17 protein-coding genes are annotated in these 15,854 nt (G+C 56.3%); 9 read left to right on the top strand and 8 right to left on the bottom strand.

Annotated features, from left to right (window positions below):
- Window positions 1-85 precede the first annotated feature (85 nt).
- The 3 genes from ABFV38_RS00660 to ABFV38_RS00650 all read right to left on the bottom strand — a co-directional run bounded on the left by ABFV38_RS00660 (window position 86) and on the right by ABFV38_RS00650 (window position 2,280).
- On the bottom strand, window positions 86-694 hold the full coding sequence (locus ABFV38_RS00660) for a glutathione S-transferase (RefSeq protein ID WP_045907894.1): 609 nt from the start codon (window positions 692-694) through the stop codon (window positions 86-88).
- 90 nt (window positions 695-784) lie between these two features.
- The gene (locus ABFV38_RS00655; protein WP_025758413.1) at window positions 785-1,921 is read right to left on the bottom strand and encodes an HlyD family secretion protein; all 1,137 of its coding nucleotides are present in this window, start codon (window positions 1,919-1,921) and stop codon (window positions 785-787) included.
- A gap of 2 nt (window positions 1,922-1,923) precedes the next feature.
- Entirely contained in the window at window positions 1,924-2,280 is a 357-nt protein-coding gene (locus tag ABFV38_RS00650; protein WP_024906600.1) for a DUF3302 domain-containing protein, read from the bottom strand.
- Between the two features lie 657 nt (window positions 2,281-2,937).
- Here ABFV38_RS00650 and ABFV38_RS00645 point away from each other — a divergent pair.
- The 9 genes from ABFV38_RS00645 (at window position 2,938) to trmL (ending at window position 12,530) form a co-directional block, all read left to right on the top strand.
- Complete coding sequence (locus tag ABFV38_RS00645; RefSeq protein ID WP_045907896.1) at window positions 2,938-4,845, top strand: PTS mannitol transporter subunit IICBA; 1,908 nt, start codon at window positions 2,938-2,940, stop codon at window positions 4,843-4,845.
- Window positions 4,846-4,946: 101 nt separating this feature from the next.
- The gene (gene mtlD, locus ABFV38_RS00640; RefSeq protein WP_348958172.1) at window positions 4,947-6,095 is read left to right on the top strand and encodes a mannitol-1-phosphate 5-dehydrogenase; all 1,149 of its coding nucleotides are present in this window, start codon (window positions 4,947-4,949) and stop codon (window positions 6,093-6,095) included.
- Window positions 6,092-6,682, top strand: coding sequence for a mannitol operon repressor MtlR (mtlR, locus tag ABFV38_RS00635; protein ID WP_045907898.1), 591 nt, complete (start codon window positions 6,092-6,094; stop codon window positions 6,680-6,682). Before mtlD ends, mtlR begins: the two co-directional genes overlap by 4 nt.
- 58 nt (window positions 6,683-6,740) lie before the next feature.
- Window positions 6,741-7,103 carry a YibL family ribosome-associated protein gene (locus ABFV38_RS00630; protein WP_021242435.1) on the top strand — a complete coding sequence of 121 codons (363 nt, stop codon included), beginning with the start codon at window positions 6,741-6,743 and terminating at the stop codon, window positions 7,101-7,103.
- A gap of 271 nt (window positions 7,104-7,374) precedes the next feature.
- Complete coding sequence (locus tag ABFV38_RS00625; RefSeq protein WP_348958170.1) at window positions 7,375-8,532, top strand: L-lactate permease; 1,158 nt, start codon at window positions 7,375-7,377, stop codon at window positions 8,530-8,532.
- Window positions 8,529-9,302: a transcriptional regulator LldR gene (gene lldR / locus ABFV38_RS00620; protein ID WP_023294814.1), complete on the top strand. Its 774-nt coding sequence runs from the start codon at window positions 8,529-8,531 to the stop codon at window positions 9,300-9,302. The genes ABFV38_RS00625 and lldR overlap by 4 nt, the downstream gene beginning before the upstream one ends.
- On the top strand, window positions 9,299-10,486 hold the full coding sequence (gene lldD / locus ABFV38_RS00615) for a quinone-dependent L-lactate dehydrogenase (RefSeq protein ID WP_023334042.1): 1,188 nt from the start codon (window positions 9,299-9,301) through the stop codon (window positions 10,484-10,486). Before lldR ends, lldD begins: the two co-directional genes overlap by 4 nt.
- Window positions 10,487-10,670: 184 nt before the next feature.
- A complete protein-coding gene (locus tag ABFV38_RS00610) occupies window positions 10,671-12,011 on the top strand; it encodes an aromatic acid/H+ symport family MFS transporter (RefSeq protein WP_348958168.1) in 1,341 nt (446 codons plus the stop codon).
- Between the two features lie 45 nt (window positions 12,012-12,056).
- Window positions 12,057-12,530, top strand: a complete 474-nt coding sequence (gene trmL, locus ABFV38_RS00605) for a tRNA (uridine(34)/cytosine(34)/5-carboxymethylaminomethyluridine(34)-2'-O)-methyltransferase TrmL (protein ID WP_045907900.1) — start codon at window positions 12,057-12,059, stop codon at window positions 12,528-12,530.
- On the opposite strand, the gene cysE is transcribed toward trmL, so the two are convergent.
- The 5 genes from cysE to ABFV38_RS00580 all read right to left on the bottom strand — a co-directional run bounded on the left by cysE (window position 12,527) and on the right by ABFV38_RS00580 (window position 15,637).
- Window positions 12,527-13,348, bottom strand: a complete 822-nt coding sequence (cysE, locus tag ABFV38_RS00600; RefSeq protein WP_008502718.1) for a serine O-acetyltransferase — start codon at window positions 13,346-13,348, stop codon at window positions 12,527-12,529. The genes trmL and cysE overlap by 4 nt on opposite strands.
- Before the next feature lie 75 nt (window positions 13,349-13,423).
- The gene (gpsA, locus tag ABFV38_RS00595; protein WP_045907901.1) at window positions 13,424-14,443 is read right to left on the bottom strand and encodes an NAD(P)H-dependent glycerol-3-phosphate dehydrogenase; all 1,020 of its coding nucleotides are present in this window, start codon (window positions 14,441-14,443) and stop codon (window positions 13,424-13,426) included.
- Window positions 14,443-14,910: a protein-export chaperone SecB gene (gene secB, locus ABFV38_RS00590; RefSeq protein ID WP_003860835.1), complete on the bottom strand. Its 468-nt coding sequence runs from the start codon at window positions 14,908-14,910 to the stop codon at window positions 14,443-14,445. The genes gpsA and secB overlap by 1 nt, the downstream gene beginning before the upstream one ends.
- Window positions 14,911-14,942: 32 nt before the next feature.
- A complete protein-coding gene (gene grxC, locus ABFV38_RS00585; RefSeq protein ID WP_008502715.1) occupies window positions 14,943-15,194 on the bottom strand; it encodes a glutaredoxin 3 in 252 nt (83 codons plus the stop codon).
- 11 nt (window positions 15,195-15,205) lie between these two features.
- A complete protein-coding gene (locus ABFV38_RS00580) occupies window positions 15,206-15,637 on the bottom strand; it encodes a rhodanese-like domain-containing protein (RefSeq protein ID WP_023309913.1) in 432 nt (143 codons plus the stop codon).
- Between the last annotated feature and the right edge of the window lie 217 nt (window positions 15,638-15,854).

The following is a 15,854-nucleotide window of genomic DNA, read 5'->3' as shown; positions in this document are numbered from 1 at the left end:
AATATCTTCCCCCCTCCCGACGGGAGAGGGAGTTAACATGTGAGGGGATTGTACCGCCTCCGACGGCGAAGTGTTATAACCCGCGTCAAGCCTTTGGCGGTTCGGTACGGGCAAAGCTCTCGCGGCTAAACAGCGTGTCTGCAAGCTTCACCAGCAGCGGACGGTCGACGCACCAGCCCGGGGAGACGCGGCGGAAGTTGAGATAACCAATCGCGCAGGCGATGGCGATGGTCCCCAGGTTCAGGCTGTCGGTGTCGATCTTACCCTCCCGGATCAGCTGTTCGCATCTGTCCAGGCTGCGGCTGATTTTTTCCCGCTGGCGTAACAGTTCCGTTTCCGACTGCTGGGCAGCGGGCCTTGCCTGTTCCCTTACGGAGGTTAACGCCGCATCCATAATACCATCGGCAAGGGCTTCAACCTGCTTCACCGCCAGCGCCGCTTTTGGGTCTGCTGGCAGCATTGCCGGGGCAACGCCCAGCAGCTCGATATACTCCGCAATAATCGGGGAATCAAACCAGTATTCGCCCTCGTCCGTGACCAGCGCTGGCACTTTCCCCAGCGGGTTGTACTGCGCGACGCCGTTTTCCGCGTTGTAGGGCTGTTCATTCACGAATTCAAATTCAATCCCCTTCTCCAGCAGGAGAATCGAGATTTTTCGCACGAAGGGACTGGTATAGCTGCCGATGAGTTTCATTGCCTGATCCTTGATGCCGGAAAAAAGTCAGTATGGATCAAGCGATGAAAAAAGGGCAGGTCTGCATGTCGCATTCCTGCCCTGGAAGGATTAGTGATCGAGGTAGAGGTAGTGCATCCAGCTGGTCATACGCAGCAGTACTTTACGCATAACCGAGACGTGGGCGAAGTGGTCCGAATAGACCGCCACCTGGGCATAGATACCGTCCGGCAGGGCATCGACTTCGGCGTTGGGTTCCAGCTCAATAAGCGCCTGAACGCCGTCCGTTCCCGGCACCACCGTCAGCGACTGCAGCGCGCCCTGCGCCTGATAGGTTCCCCCCGGCACCACCGGCAGAATACTGGTGAGCTTCCCGGAGAACACCTGGCCCGGCAGCGCGTTAAACACCACTTCCGCTTCATCGCCCGGCTTCAGACGCAGCAGCGAGTTCTGGCGGAACTGGGCCACAATCTGACGCTTCTGTTCAGGGATAAAGACCATCACCGGACGCAAAGGCAGCGCGGCGGCATAGGTTCCCGGACGAATCAGTACCTGAGTGATATAACCATTGCTCGGCGCGCGCACCACGGTCTGGTCCAGATTGTATTTGGCTTCGGCAAGCTGGGCGCGTAACGACGCAATCTGCGACTGTTCACCGTTCACCATGCTGTCTAACTGGCTTTGGATCTGCACCTGTTCAGCCACGGAGCCTTTCACCAGCGCATCCTGTGCCAGATAGTTCTGACGCGCGTTGTCGATATCGCTTTCAGAGAACGGATTGACCTTCGCCTGACTGCCTTTCAGGTAGCGCTGATAATCTTTATACAGGCGATCGCGTTCAGCGGAGACGCGCGTGGTATTGGCAACGGCTTCCGCCAGCTGCGCCTTCAGATTATCGATATTGTGCGTCGCGGTCACCAGGTCGGCCTGAAGTCTGTCGACGCGCGCCTGATAGCGGCCTGGATCCAGTTTAAATAACACTTCGCCTTTTTTAATTAGCTGATTATTTTTATCGGTCACTTCGCTGACCACACCGGTCACCTGCGGCGTGATTGGAATAGAAATAACCGCTTTTTGCGCCGTAAAGGTATACGGGTGGTTATAGTTCATTAACAGAATAAGTCCGGCAACAATAAATACGCCGCCTAATGTTGCGGTGGCAAGCGTCCACTGGTTGACCGGAATTCGGAATATTTTAAAGATGGCCCAGGCAAATGCCACGTAGGTCAAAATAATCAACAGATCCATGATTAGCGCTCCAGCGTGTTCTTATCAGCAGCAGGCTTTACCGCGGCCAGCTTTTGTTCGAGTTCCGCCACGCGTTTGGCGAGCGCATCCATGCCCGGGACCTCATCAGGCTTTGTGATGTGGTTTTGCATGCCCCAGCCGCGATCCTCGCGGTACAGCGTGGCCCAAATCCACAGAAATGGCCAGATGGCATGAAGCGTAAACAGGCTAATCCAGCCAGCCGTATGAATGGCATCGGCATGCGGATGGTTACGCTTTTTGGCCATATTATAAGGAATATCATGGATGGCGATGATTCCGTAAAAGAGAACCAGAAATACAAAAATCAATACGCCCAGCGCAAAATAGTTGAGAAACATATTCTCCTCACTTAAACAACGTCAACTCATTAAATTAATAAAACGGTACGCAACCTAATTAATTTTTTATAAACACGGGGTTGTGCTCACTATTTCCGAGCCGGGGAGTATCGGTTTTTATAATATCTCCATGCAAGTTTATAAGCGTGTCAAAATATATCCTGAATAATAATAGACTTAACCTTACAATATGAGCGTAATCCACCTTTTAACTTTTCGCCATACCACACATCAAAAGTGGTTTTTTAGCTTATCGTGTCGTGCAATCTCATCCTGGCGCTGAATCGCGAAGCAGAGTTTGCCGCCGATCACAGCCGGAGAAATCCGCATAAAAATATTTTGTGAAATCAGTCACAATCCAGAAACAAATCCACCAGAACAAAACGTGATGACAATCACATAAAAGGGTGGATTTTGCTTTTTTTGTCGCCATTGTATTTTTTTTGCCCGCAAATTTTGTGATTGAGATCACTTCATTGATATCCCTACCCCCTGCCTTTACGTGACGCGCATCACACAAATTTTCCCTGTCTGGACAGTTGAACGATTCAGTGCCAGATTTCACAGCATCAGAACAGGGTCCGGCTACCTCTGCCGCCTCATTAACAATAAACCTCGGGCCACAAGCCTAAGCGTAAACAGAAGAAGGGGTGTTTTATGTCATCCGATTTCAAGATCAAAGTTCAAAGCTTTGGTCGTTTCCTCAGCAACATGGTGATGCCAAATATCGGCGCGTTTATCGCGTGGGGTATCATCACCGCATTGTTCATTCCGACAGGGTGGTTGCCTAACGAAACGCTGGCGAAACTTGTTGGCCCAATGATTACCTATCTCCTGCCGCTGCTCATCGGTTTCACCGGGGGTCGTCTGGTGGGCGGTGACCGTGGTGGCGTCGTGGGTGCTATCACAACCATGGGTGTTATCGTCGGTGCAGATATGCCGATGTTCCTCGGTGCGATGATTGCCGGTCCTCTGGGCGGCTGGGCGATTAAGAAATTCGACGTCTGGGTTGATGGTAAGATCAAATCCGGCTTCGAAATGCTGGTGAACAACTTCTCTGCGGGCATCATCGGGATGATCCTCGCCATTCTGGCGTTCCTGGGCATTGGCCCTGCGGTTGAAGTGCTGTCCAAAATTCTGGCGGCAGGCGTTAACTTCATGGTGGCGCACGAGATGCTGCCGCTGGCGTCTATCTTCGTTGAACCGGCGAAAATCCTGTTCCTGAACAACGCCATCAACCACGGCATCTTCTCGCCGCTGGGTATCCAGCAGTCTCACGATCTCGGCAAGTCTATCTTCTTCCTGATTGAAGCCAACCCGGGTCCAGGTATGGGTGTTCTGCTGGCGTACATCTTCTTTGGCCGTGGCAGCGCAAAACAGTCTGCTGGCGGCGCGGCGATCATCCACTTCCTGGGCGGTATCCACGAAATTTACTTCCCTTATGTGCTGATGAACCCACGTCTGATCCTGGCCGTTATCCTCGGCGGTATGACCGGTGTGTTCACCCTGAGCGTGCTGGGCGGCGGTCTGGTTTCTCCGGCCTCTCCGGGTTCTATCCTGGCGGTACTGGCGATGACGCCAAAAGGCGCTTACTTCGCGAACCTCGCGGCTATCTTTGCGGCAATGGCCGTCTCCTTCGTGGTCTCTTCTATCCTGCTGAAAACCAGCAAAGTGAAAGAAGATGATGACATCGAAGCCGCAACCCGTCGTATGCACGACATGAAAGCCGAATCCAAAGGCGCGACGCCACTGGCAGCCGGTGATGTCTCTAACGACCTGAGCCACGTGCGTAAAATCATCGTTGCCTGCGACGCCGGTATGGGTTCCAGCGCAATGGGTGCAGGCGTGCTGCGTAAGAAAGTGCAGGATGCGGGCCTGACCAACATCTCCGTGACCAACAGCGCCATTAACAGCCTGCCGCCGGATGTTGACCTGGTTATCACGCACCGCGATCTGACCGAACGCGCCATGCGTCAGGTACCACAGGCACAGCACATTTCGCTGACCAACTTCCTCGACAGCGGCCTGTATACCAGCCTGACCGAACGTCTGGTTGCCGCTCAGCGTCACGAAGACAACGAGGTGAAAGTGCGCTCCAGCCTGCAGGACAGTTTTGACGAGAGCAACGCCCACCTGTTTAAGCTGGGTGCGGAAAACATCTTCCTCGGTCGTACCGCGGCCACCAAAGAAGAAGCAATTCGCTTTGCCGGTGAGCAGCTGGTGAAAGGCGGCTACGTTCAGCCTGAATATGTCGACGCGATGCTGGAACGCGAAAAACTGACCCCGACCTACCTGGGCGAATCCATCGCGGTGCCGCACGGTACGGTTGAAGCGAAAGATCGTGTCCTGAAGACCGGCGTCGTATTCTGTCAGTATCCGCAGGGCGTGCGCTTCGGTGAAGAAGAAGACGACATCGCCCGTCTGGTGATTGGTATCGCCGCTCGCAACAACGAGCACATTCAGGTGATTACCAGCTTGACCAACGCGCTGGATGATGAGTCCGTCATTGAGCGTCTGGCCAACACCACCAGCGTTGAAGAAGTTCTGGCTCTGCTTAACAAATAACGGTACTCCTCCCTCTCCCCCCCGGGGAGAGGGCTAGGGTGAGGGGAAAACGTTCCTCACCCCAGCCCTCTCGGGTAAAAACATTGATGAAGGTTAACACTATGAAAGCATTACATTTTGGCGCAGGTAATATCGGTCGTGGTTTTATCGGTAAACTGCTGGCAGACGCGGGCATTACCCTGACATTCGCCGATGTGAATCAGGTTGTCCTGGATGCCCTGAATGCCCGTCATAGCTATCAGGTCCATGTGGTCGGTGAAAACGAGCAGGTTGAGACAGTATCTGGCGTCAACGCGGTCAGCAGTATCGGCGACGACGTTATTGACCTTATCGCCAGCGTCGATCTGGTCACCACCGCCGTAGGTCCGGTTGTGCTTGAGCGTATCGCCCCTGCGGTCGCGAAAGGCCTGGCAAAACGTAAAGCGCAGGGTATCGACATCCCGCTGAACATCATCGCCTGTGAAAACATGGTGCGCGGCACCACGCAGCTGAAAGGCCACGTGCTCAACGCTGTGGCAGACGAAGACAAAGCCTGGGTTGAAGCGCACGTGGGTTTTGTGGATTCCGCCGTGGATCGCATCGTTCCGCCTTCCGAATCCGCGACCAACGATCCGCTGGAAGTGACCGTAGAAACCTTCAGCGAGTGGATCGTCGATAAAACCCAGTTTAAAGGCGCGCTGCCGACCATTCCGGGAATGGAATTAACCGATAACCTGATGGCATTTGTCGAACGCAAACTCTTCACGCTGAACACCGGGCATGCTATAACCGCGTACCTCGGAAAATTGGCCGGTCATCAGACCATTCGTGACGCGATCCTCGATGAGAAGATCCGCGCGGTGGTAAAAGGGGCAATGGAAGAGAGCGGCGCGGTGCTGATTAAACGCTACGGTTTCGATGCGGATAAACATGCAGCATACATCCAGAAAATCCTCGGTCGCTTTGAAAACCCGTATCTGAAAGATGACGTTGAGCGCGTGGGCCGCCAGCCGCTGCGTAAGCTGAGCGCGGGCGACCGCCTGATTAAGCCGCTGCTGGGCACGCTGGAATACGGCCTGCCGCATGCCAATCTGGTGAAAGGGATTGCCGCCGCAATGCACTACCGCAGCGAGCAGGACCCGCAGGCGCAGGAACTGGCTCAGCTGATTGATACCCAGGGCGCGCAGGCTGCGCTGGCGCAGATTTCCGGTCTGGACGCCAACAGCGACGTGGTTGTGGAGGCGGTTAACGCATACAACGCAACCAAATGATGCACAATGCGGCGCAGGTTAGCCTGCGCCCGGATAACAGATTGTCAGATATGCAGGCAATAATGGAACAAACCCAGGCCTTTGAAAATCGTGTGCTTGAGCGTCTGAATGCTGGCAAAACCGTACGAAGTTTCCTGATTGCCGCCGTCGAGCTGTTAACCGAGGCGGTGAATATCCTGGTGCTTCAGGTGTTTCGCAAAGACGACTACGCGGTAAAATATGCTGTAGAACCGTTACTGGACGGAGACGGACCGCTGGGCGATTTATCCGTGCGTCTGAAGCTGATTTATGGTCTTGGCGTGCTGAACCGACAAGAATATGAAGATGCGGAGCTGCTAATGGCGCTGCGCGAAGAACTCAATCATGACGGTAATGAATACACCTTTACCGACGATGAAATCCTGGGGCCGTTCGGCGAGCTGCACTGCGTCACCGCGCTTCCTCCGGCACCGCAGTTTGATAACAGCGACCCTGAGCTCTACGCGATGCAAAAGCTGCGTTATCAACAGGTTGTCCGTTCCACGATGGTTCTCTCCCTGACTGAGCTGATTTCCCGAATCAGCTTAAAAAAAGCGTTTCAGAAGTAAGCCTGCTCACATTGGTGTATCCTTCCCTGTAAATTCCCCGTTTTCAGAGTTATTTGTCATGAAAGAAGTCGAAAAGAACGAAATTAAACGCCTGAGCGACCGCCTGGATCTCATCCGCCACCAGATGGCGGGCCTGTCACTGGTCGAGTCTGCCGAGAAGTATGCCGAGCTTGAAAAAGAGACCGCGAAGCTGGAAGCGGAGATCGAGCGCCTGCGCGAAGTCAAAGGCCAGAAGCTGAGCAAAGAAGCGCAGAAGCTGATGAACATGCCGCACCGTCGTGCGATCACCAAAAAAGAGCAGGCCGACATGGGCAAGCTGAAGAAAAGCGTCCGTGGTCTGGTGGTGGTTCACCCGATGACCGAGCTTGGCCGCGAAATGGGCCTGAAAGAGATGACGGGTTTTTGTAAGACGGCGTTCTGATTTCATGCCGGGTGGCGCTACGCTTACCCGGCCTACTCTTTTCCCCTTCGTGTGAATTGGTCCAACCAATAGCGCAACCAATCCTCCCCCGGTTCACAATTCCATTATTTCCGCTCACAAAACCATTGCTAGCTCATAACATCTGGTTAACCATTCATTGTCATTAACCCTACAACACAACATTGGCAGGACCACTTTTACACAGACTGTGACGCAGAGATGAGCGGAGACTCACCCGCTGCGCAGGCTGTGTGGTCCCCAGGAGACCTGCATGAGCCTCTGGCAACAAAACTACGACCCGGCCGGCAATATCTGGCTGTCGAGCCTGATCGCATCGCTTCCGATCCTGTTCTTCTTCTTTGCGCTGATTAAGCTCAAACTGAAGGGCTACCTTGCCGCGACGTACACCGTCGCCATCGCCCTGCTGGTGGCGCTGTTCTTCTACAAAATGCCGGTCGATCGCGCGCTGGCCTCCGTCGTCTACGGTTTCTTCTACGGCCTGTGGCCGATTGCGTGGATCATCATCGCGGCGGTCTTTGTCTATAAAATCTCGGTGAAAACCGGGCAGTTCGACATTATCCGCTCGTCGATTCTCTCCATTACGCCGGACCAGCGCCTGCAGATGCTGATTGTCGGCTTCTCCTTTGGGGCGTTTCTGGAAGGCGCGGCAGGCTTTGGCGCACCGGTGGCGATCACCGCCGCGCTGCTGGTGGGCCTGGGCTTTAACCCGCCGTTTAAAGCCCTGTTCGCCCCGGGCGGCGCGCTGTACGACATGGTGATTAACGTTTCGGTGCCGTTCCTCGACAAGATGGTCGCCCGTATGCCGCCTGTGGTGCACGCCGCCACGCCGTATGCTGCGGTCTATAAATTCGACTGGTTCTCCGCCACCGGGACCGCCATCCTGTTTGCCGCTATTCTTTCCGTGGTGTGGCTGCGCATGAAGCCTGCGGCTGCGGTGCAGACTTTTGCGGCGACCGTTAAAGAGCTGCTCCTGCCGATCTACTCCATCGGCATGGTGCTGGCGTTCGCGTTTATCTCGAACTACTCCGGCTTGTCATCGACGCTGGCACTGGCGCTGGCGCATACCAGCCACGCCTTCACCTTCTTCTCGCCGTTCCTCGGCTGGCTGGGGGTGTTCCTGACCGGTTCCGATACCTCGTCTAACGCCCTGTTTGCTGCGCTGCAGGCCACGGCGGCTCAGCAGATTGGCGTGTCGGACGTCCTGCTGGTGGCCGCAAATACCACCGGCGGCGTGACCGGGAAAATGATCTCCCCACAATCCATCGCCATTGCCTGTGCGGCGGTGGGACTGGTCGGTAAAGAGTCGGATCTGTTCCGCTTTACCGTGAAACACAGCCTGATATTCACCTGCATGGTCGGGGTGATCACCACCCTGCAGGCCTATGTCTTAACCTGGATGATCCCATGATAGTGATGCCCAGACGCCTGTCCGACGAGATTGCCTCTCGCGTGCGGGCGCTGATTGAAGAACAACAGCTGGAAGCGGGCATGAAGTTGCCCGCCGAACGCCAGCTCGCCGCCCAGCTTGGCGTGTCGCGCAATTCATTGCGCGAGGCGCTGGCGACGCTGGTCAGCGAAGGGGTGCTGGTAAGCCGTCGCGGCGGCGGCACCTTTGTACGCTGGCAGCATGACGACTGGTCCGAGCAAAACATCGTTCAGCCGCTGAAAACGCTGATGGAGAACGACCCGGACTACAGCTTCGACATCCTTGAAGCGCGTCACGCCATCGAAACCAGTACCGCCTGGCACGCGGCCATGCGGGCAACCGACGCCGACAAAGAGAAACTCATCGCCTGCTTTGAGGCCACGCAAAGCAGCGACCCGGACATCGCCTCCCAGGCGGACGTGCGTTTTCACCTGGCGATTGCCGAAGCGTCGCATAACGTCGTGCTGCTCCAGACCATGCGCGGGTTCTTCGACCTGCTGCAATCCTCCGTGAAGCAGAGCCGCCAGCGCATGTATCTGGTTCCGCCGGTGTTTGCCCAACTGACCGAACAACACGAGGCGGTGCTCAACGCCATTCTGGCCGGTGATGCCGAAGCCGCGCGCAAAGCGATGATGGCGCATCTCGGTTTCGTGCATACCACCATCAAACGATTCGATGAAGACCAGGCCCGACAGGCGCGTATTACCCGTCTGCCTGGCGACAGTGATATTTCCAGGGAGAACAAAGCATGATCATTTCAGCAGCCAGTGACTATCGCGCCGCGGCGCAGCGCATTTTGCCCCCGTTCCTGTTCCACTATATCGACGGCGGAGCGTATGCCGAATACACCCTACGCCGCAACGTGGAAGATCTTTCGGAGGTGGCTCTGCGCCAGCGCGTGTTGAAGAATATGTCTGACCTGAGCCTTGAGACAAAACTGTTTAACGAAACGCTTTCCATGCCGGTCGCGCTCGCACCTGTCGGTTTATGTGGCATGTACGCCCGCCGTGGTGAAGTGCAGGCTGCCGCCGCCGCAGATGCTAAAGGCATTCCGTTTACCCTTTCCACCGTGTCCGTCTGCCCGATTGAAGAGGTCGCCCCAACCATCAAGCGCCCGATGTGGTTCCAGCTGTACGTCCTGCGCGATCGCGGCTTTATGCGTAACGCGCTGGAGCGCGCCAAAGCGGCGGGCTGCTCCACGCTGGTCTTTACCGTTGATATGCCGACCCCCGGCGCGCGCTACCGCGATGCGCACTCCGGCATGAGCGGCCCAAATGCGGCGCTCCGCCGCTACTGGCAGGCGGTAACGCATCCACAGTGGGCGTGGGACGTTGGCCTGAACGGTCGTCCACACGATCTGGGGAATATCTCGGCCTACCTTGGCAAACCGACCGGGCTGGAAGATTACATCGGCTGGCTGGCGAACAACTTCGATCCATCCATCTCCTGGAAAGACCTGGAGTGGATCCGCGAATTCTGGGATGGCCCGATGGTGATCAAGGGGATCCTCGACCCGGAAGATGCCCGCGATGCGGTCCGCTTTGGCGCAGACGGGATTGTGGTCTCTAACCACGGCGGACGCCAGCTTGACGGGGTGCTCTCCTCCGCCCGCGCCCTGCCGGCCATTGCCGATGCGGTGAAAGGCGATATCGCCATCCTGGCCGACAGCGGGATCCGCAACGGGCTGGACGTGGTGCGCATGATTGCGCTGGGTGCCGACAGCGTGCTGCTGGGACGCGCGTATCTGTACGCCCTGGCGACGGCCGGTCAGGCAGGCGTGGCGAATCTGCTTAACCTGATCGAAAAAGAGATGAAGGTGGCGATGACGCTGACCGGTGCGAAAACCATTAGCGAAATCAGTAAGGATTCCCTGGTGCAGGAGTTAAGCAAATTACCGGCAGCGCTGGCTCCGCTTGCTCAGGGAAATGCGGCCTGAATTCACACCCACTTTAAATTCTCTTTCTCACGCGTCCGATCTCCCCCTCGGGCGCTTTTTTATGCCAAAAATAACATTCAGATAACATATTGGATAAGAAAATTTGACATATACATGCCGTCCGCAATTGTATAGACAAGCAAAGACAAGAACACAAAAACAACATCACATCAGAGGGGAGCGTATGACCTATTCAGGTAAGGTGGATATTCAGCAGGTGATCGACGACAGTCGCTTTTCAGGGTTTCACTGGCTACTCATTGTGCTGGGCTTTCTGGTTCTGGCGATCGATGGCTTTGATACGGCGGCAATGGGCTACATCGCGCCCACGCTGTCGGCAGAATGGGGGATCCATAAACAGGATCTGGGGCCGGTGCTGAGCGCGGCGCTGCTGGGGCTGTCGTTGGGCGCGCTGATCGCCGGTCCAGTATCGGACCGGATGGGGCGCAAGCGGGTGCTGGTCTTTTCGTGTCTGTTCTTCGGCCTGGCAAGCCTGGGCACGGCCTGGGCGCAAAGCCTCAACACCCTGACGCTGTGGCGCTTTCTGACGGGCCTGGGGCTCGGCGCCGCCATGCCGAATGCCATTACGCTGATCTCCGAGTTTGCCCCCCAGCGCTGCCGCGCGATGGCGATTAATACCATGTACTGCGGCTTCCCTCTGGGTGCGGCGGGCGGCGGCGCGATCTCGTCCTGGCTTATCCCCCACCACGGCTGGCGAAGCGTGCTGCTGACCGGCGCAATTGCACCGCTGATTTTAACGCTGCTGCTGGCACTGCTGTTGCCGGAGTCGGTGAAGTTTCTGGTGCAGCGCGGGAAAGACGTCATGCAGGTTCGCCGTATCGCCAGCCGGTTCGCCCGCGGTACGCTGGAGGGCGTCACGGGCTTTTTCCTGGCGGAGGAGAAAGTCGCGTCTAAAAAAGGGAGCGTGTCGCAGCTGTTTTCGATGCCCTGGCTGCCAGGCACCCTGATGCTGTGGGTGACCTACTTTATGGGGCTGGTCATCTACTACGTTCTGCTGAGCTGGATGCCGACGCTGATGCAGGGAATGGGTTATGCGCTGGCGGAGTCCGCCTGGCTCACCTCGCTGTTCACCTTCGGCGGCACGGCCGGCATTCTGCTCGCCGGCTGGATGATGGACCGCTGGGAAGCGCACAAGGTTGTCGCGGGCGGGTTTATCCTGACGATGGGGCTGATCCTGCTACTCGGCATGGAGCATAACCATATCGCCCTGTTTGGCGGGTTGATTTTCCTGATGGGGATCGCGATGAACGGCGCGCAGTCGGGCATGCAGACCCTGGCCGCCACCTTTTATCCCACCGAGTGCCGCGCGACGGGCATCGCCTGGATGCAGGGGATCGGCCGCTTTGGCGGCGTGGCGGGCACCATGACCAGCGCCCAGCTTCTTTCGATGCAGTGGCAGGCAGACCGTATTTTAATGATCCTCAGCGTACCCGCCCTGGTGGCCGCTGCGGCAACTGTCTACAAAATGCTGTACAGCCGCTCGCAAGAACCCGGCGTCGCGTAGGTCCTCTCTTTTCTGCTATCCTGCCCCCGCAATTAAGGGGGCAGCATGCTTAACATCGTTTTATTCGAACCAGAAATTCCGCCAAATACCGGCAATATTATCCGCCTGTGCGCCAACACCGGTTTTCGTCTGCACATCATTGAGCCAATGGGCTTTACGTGGGACGACAAACGCCTGCGCCGCGCGGGGCTGGATTATCATGAATTTACCGCCGTTATTCGCCACCATGATTACGCCGCGTTTCTGGAAGCTGAGCAGCCGCAGCGCATGTTCGCCCTGACCACCAAAGGTACGCCAGCGCACAGCGCCGTAAGCTATCAGGAGGGTGACTATCTGATGTTTGGCCCGGAAACCCGCGGCCTGCCGGCCACGATTCTGGATGCCCTGCCCGCTGAGCAGAAAATCCGTATTCCGATGATGCCGGACAGCCGCAGCATGAACCTGTCGAATGCGGTATCGGTAGTGGTGTATGAAGCATGGCGCCAGCTGGGTTATCCGGGCGCCATTCTCAGACGTTAAATGCCGTCACCATACTCAAACGTATGGTGAATACCGTTGAAGTGCTGATCCATATCCATGGACGGCTTATCGCTGTCTGGCTTACCGACGATGCGCGCCGGTACGCCAGCGGCGGTGGTATGCGGCGGAACCGGCTGGAGCACCACGGAGCCTGCGCCGATTTTCGCGCCGCGTCCGACTTCGATATTGCCGAGGATTTTGGCACCCGCGCCTATCATCACCCCTTCGCGAATTTTCGGATGGCGATCGCCGCTGGTTTTGCCGGTACCGCCCAGGGTAACCGACTGCAGGATCGAGACGTCGTCTTCAATCACGGCCGTTTCCCCGACAACAATCCCGGTGGCGTGGTCGAGCATGATCCCACGACCAATCTTCGCCGCCGGGTGAATATCAACCTGAAACGTCACGGAAACCTGGTTTTGCAGGAAGATGGCCAGCGCGCGGCGGCCTTCATTCCACAGCCAGTGCCCAATGCGGTACGCCTGCAGAGCGTGGAAGCCTTTCAGGTACAACAGCGGGGTAGAATATTTATCGACCGCAGGGTCACGCGTGCGCACGGCCTGGATATCACAGGCGGCAGACGCAATCATTTCCGGGTCAGCGGCGTAAGCCTCTTCCACCACCTCACGAATGGCAATCGCGGGCATGATCGAGGACGCCAGCTTGTTAGCGAGCATATAGCTGAGCGCGCTGCCAAGATTTTCGTGCTTAAGTAGCGTTGCGTGGTAGAAACTGGCCAGCATAGGCTCACAGTCGGCCAGCGCCCGGGCTTCGGCTTTAATGTTGTTCCAGACGATATCCAGTTCTTCACACGGCATTGCTAACTCCAGACGATAGTATAATGACCAGCCAGTTCTGCGCTGGCTGGGTCATTCAGGTGACAACGGTTCCGACTAGTTACTGCTGCGCTCGTCCTTGCGCGCACGACCTAATAAGGTCAATGCTGCCTCGCGCGCATTTTTTCCGCAATACAATACCTGATAAATTTCCTCGGTTATTGGCATTTCGACACCGAAACGGTGCGCCAACTCGCGGACTTCTTTGGTATTGCGGTAGCCTTCAACCACCTGGCCAATCTTCTCCTGCGCGTCTTTCACATCGCTGCCCTGTCCGAGCATCATGCCAAAGCGGCGGTTACGAGACTGGTTGTCGGTACAGGTCAGCACCAGGTCGCCCAGGCCAGCCATCCCCATAAAGGTGGCCGGATCGGCACCCAGCGCTTCGCCCAGGCGGGACATCTCGGTCAGACCGCGGGTGATCAGCGCCGTACGGGCGTTGGCACCAAAACCTATGCCGTCGGACATCCCGGCACCAATCGCAATCACGTTCTTCACCGCCCCACCCAGCTGCACGCCGATAAAATCGGGGTTGCTGTAGACGCGGAAGCTCTTGCCGCAGTGCAGCAATTGCTGGAGATCGTCGGAGAAGGCCTGATCGGTTGAGGCCAGCGAAATCGCCGTCGGCAGGCCAGCGGCCAGCTCTTTGGCAAAGGTCGGGCCGGAGATGACCGCCAGCGGGATCGCATCACCCAGCGCTTCGCGGGCAACGTCCTGCAGCAGGCGTCCGGTTTCGGCTTCCAGTCCTTTTGTCGCCCAGACAATGCGCGCATCCGGGCGCATCAGCGGCTTAATCTGACGCAGCACGTCGCCAAAGACATGGCTCGGAACCACAATCAGAATGTTGCGGCTGGCCGCCAGCGCGGTCGCAAGGTCGCTTTCAAGGTGCAGGGAGTCAGGGAACGGAACGTCCGGGAGAAACGCGACGTTGCAACGATCGCGCTGCAGCGTGGCGATATGTTTTGGGTCGTGGCCCCACAGGACCACCTCGTGACCATTTCTTGCCAGAGTAATGGCAAGAGCGGTGCCGTATGAGCCGGCACCGATCACAGTCATTGACGCATTAACAGTGCTCATCAGGCATCCTGATGTTGTTCAGCACCTTCGCCAGCCTGCTGCTGCAGATAGTTCATGAACAGCGCATCAAAGTTAACTGGCGCAAGGTTCAGTTGCGGGAATGTACCGCGAGAAACCAGGCTGGTGATGCATTCACGTGCATACGGGAACAGAATGTTCGGGCAGTACGCACCCAGGCAATGCGCCATCTGGTTGCCTTCGATGCCGCCAATAGAGAAGATACCGCCCTGCTGTACTTCACACAGGAATGCAGTTTCTTCGCCCAGAGAGGCGGTAACGGTCACACGCAGCACGACTTCATACACGTCATCTGCCAGCTGGGTAGATGCGGTATCCAGATCAAGTTTAACCTCTGGCTGCCAATCTTTCTGGAAAACGTGTGGCGCATTTGGCGCTTCGAAAGAGACATCTTTGGTGTAGATACGCTGGATCTGGAAAGTCATCTCGGTGTTGTTTTGTTCTGACATGGAAATACCCTTTTTAATTGTCCTAAAGTCTCTTAGCTCAGCAGCGGATCGAGTCCACCACGGGCGTCGAGCGCATACAAGTCATCACAGCCGCCAATGTGCTGCGCATCAATAAAAATCTGTGGAACCGTCGTACGACCACTACGTTGGATCATCTCTTCGCGTTTAATCGCGTCACCGTCGATCGGCAGTTCCTGGAACGTGACGCCTTTACTGTTCAGCAGCGCTTTCGCACGATGGCAGAACGGGCACGTCGCTTTGGTATAGATCTCAATATGGGCCATGACTGAACTCCTTATTTACCGCGCACCAAAGGAAGATTTTCCCCGCTCCAGCCGGAAATACCTTCTTTCAGCACCGTTACGTTTTCGAAGCCTGCTTTATGAAGCGCGCTGGCAGATTCCTGTGCCTGCATGCCGGTCGCATCCACAACGATAATCGGCTGGGCTTTGTGTTTTTCAAGCTCACCGACGTTGTTCGCTTTGATTTCAGCTGGCAACAGGTTGATTGCGCCCGCAATGTGACCTTTGCGGAAATCGTCACGCTGACGCAGATCGACAACGACGGCATCTTCTTTGTTAATCAGACGCGTCGCTTCACCACGGGTGATAACCTTAATCTTAGACGTCAGGCTCTTAAATGTGGTGAACAGCACAGCAGCCAGCAGGCCAATCCACGCGATGCTCAGAACCGGATGGCGGCTAACGAATTGCATAATTTCTTGCATGGAGGGTAACTACTCCCGACTAAGTGATAAAAAAAACCAGGACAGGAGTATACCTGTGCGTTCTGGCAAATACAGCCAGCGACCCTAACCTAATCCATTTTCTGCGGCATGCCACCTAAAAAAATGCCTCAAAATGGTCTGGTCAGCACCTTGCCCCTGCGCTTTCTTTGATCTTCTGCGGCTATTTGATCGATTCAGCTGTAGTAAAATTACGCAA

Source organism: Enterobacter cloacae complex sp. Mu1197 (assembly GCF_040059225.1).
Taxonomy (GTDB): domain Bacteria; phylum Pseudomonadota; class Gammaproteobacteria; order Enterobacterales; family Enterobacteriaceae; genus Enterobacter; species Enterobacter quasiroggenkampii.
The sequence above is the reverse complement of the archived record's forward strand: the minus strand, read 5'-3'. Positions and strand labels throughout refer to the sequence as shown.

Excerpts from the sequence above, each read along its gene's own strand:
- ABFV38_RS00625 (WP_348958170.1), top strand. The coding sequence starts at position 7,375 with ATGAGCCTCTGGCAACAAAACTACGACCCGGCCGGCAATATCTGGCTG.
- ABFV38_RS00610 (WP_348958168.1), top strand. The coding sequence starts at position 10,671 with ATGACCTATTCAGGTAAGGTGGATATTCAGCAGGTGATCGACGACAGT.
- lldD (WP_023334042.1), top strand. The coding sequence starts at position 9,299 with ATGATCATTTCAGCAGCCAGTGACTATCGCGCCGCGGCGCAGCGCATT.
- gpsA (WP_045907901.1), bottom strand. The coding sequence starts at position 14,443 with ATGAGCACTGTTAATGCGTCAATGACTGTGATCGGTGCCGGCTCATAC.
- ABFV38_RS00655 (WP_025758413.1), bottom strand. The coding sequence starts at position 1,921 with ATGGATCTGTTGATTATTTTGACCTACGTGGCATTTGCCTGGGCCATC.
- ABFV38_RS00660 (WP_045907894.1), bottom strand. The coding sequence starts at position 694 with ATGAAACTCATCGGCAGCTATACCAGTCCCTTCGTGCGAAAAATCTCG.
- ABFV38_RS00580 (WP_023309913.1), bottom strand. The coding sequence starts at position 15,637 with ATGCAAGAAATTATGCAATTCGTTAGCCGCCATCCGGTTCTGAGCATC.
- ABFV38_RS00630 (WP_021242435.1), top strand. The coding sequence starts at position 6,741 with ATGAAAGAAGTCGAAAAGAACGAAATTAAACGCCTGAGCGACCGCCTG.
- secB (WP_003860835.1), bottom strand. The coding sequence starts at position 14,910 with ATGTCAGAACAAAACAACACCGAGATGACTTTCCAGATCCAGCGTATC.
- lldR (WP_023294814.1), top strand. The coding sequence starts at position 8,529 with ATGATAGTGATGCCCAGACGCCTGTCCGACGAGATTGCCTCTCGCGTG.
- mtlR (WP_045907898.1), top strand. The coding sequence starts at position 6,092 with ATGATGCACAATGCGGCGCAGGTTAGCCTGCGCCCGGATAACAGATTG.
- trmL (WP_045907900.1), top strand. The coding sequence starts at position 12,057 with ATGCTTAACATCGTTTTATTCGAACCAGAAATTCCGCCAAATACCGGC.
- ABFV38_RS00650 (WP_024906600.1), bottom strand. The coding sequence starts at position 2,280 with ATGTTTCTCAACTATTTTGCGCTGGGCGTATTGATTTTTGTATTTCTG.
- grxC (WP_008502715.1), bottom strand. The coding sequence starts at position 15,194 with ATGGCCCATATTGAGATCTATACCAAAGCGACGTGCCCGTTCTGCCAT.
- cysE (WP_008502718.1), bottom strand. The coding sequence starts at position 13,348 with ATGCCGTGTGAAGAACTGGATATCGTCTGGAACAACATTAAAGCCGAA.
- ABFV38_RS00645 (WP_045907896.1), top strand. The coding sequence starts at position 2,938 with ATGTCATCCGATTTCAAGATCAAAGTTCAAAGCTTTGGTCGTTTCCTC.
- mtlD (WP_348958172.1), top strand. The coding sequence starts at position 4,947 with ATGAAAGCATTACATTTTGGCGCAGGTAATATCGGTCGTGGTTTTATC.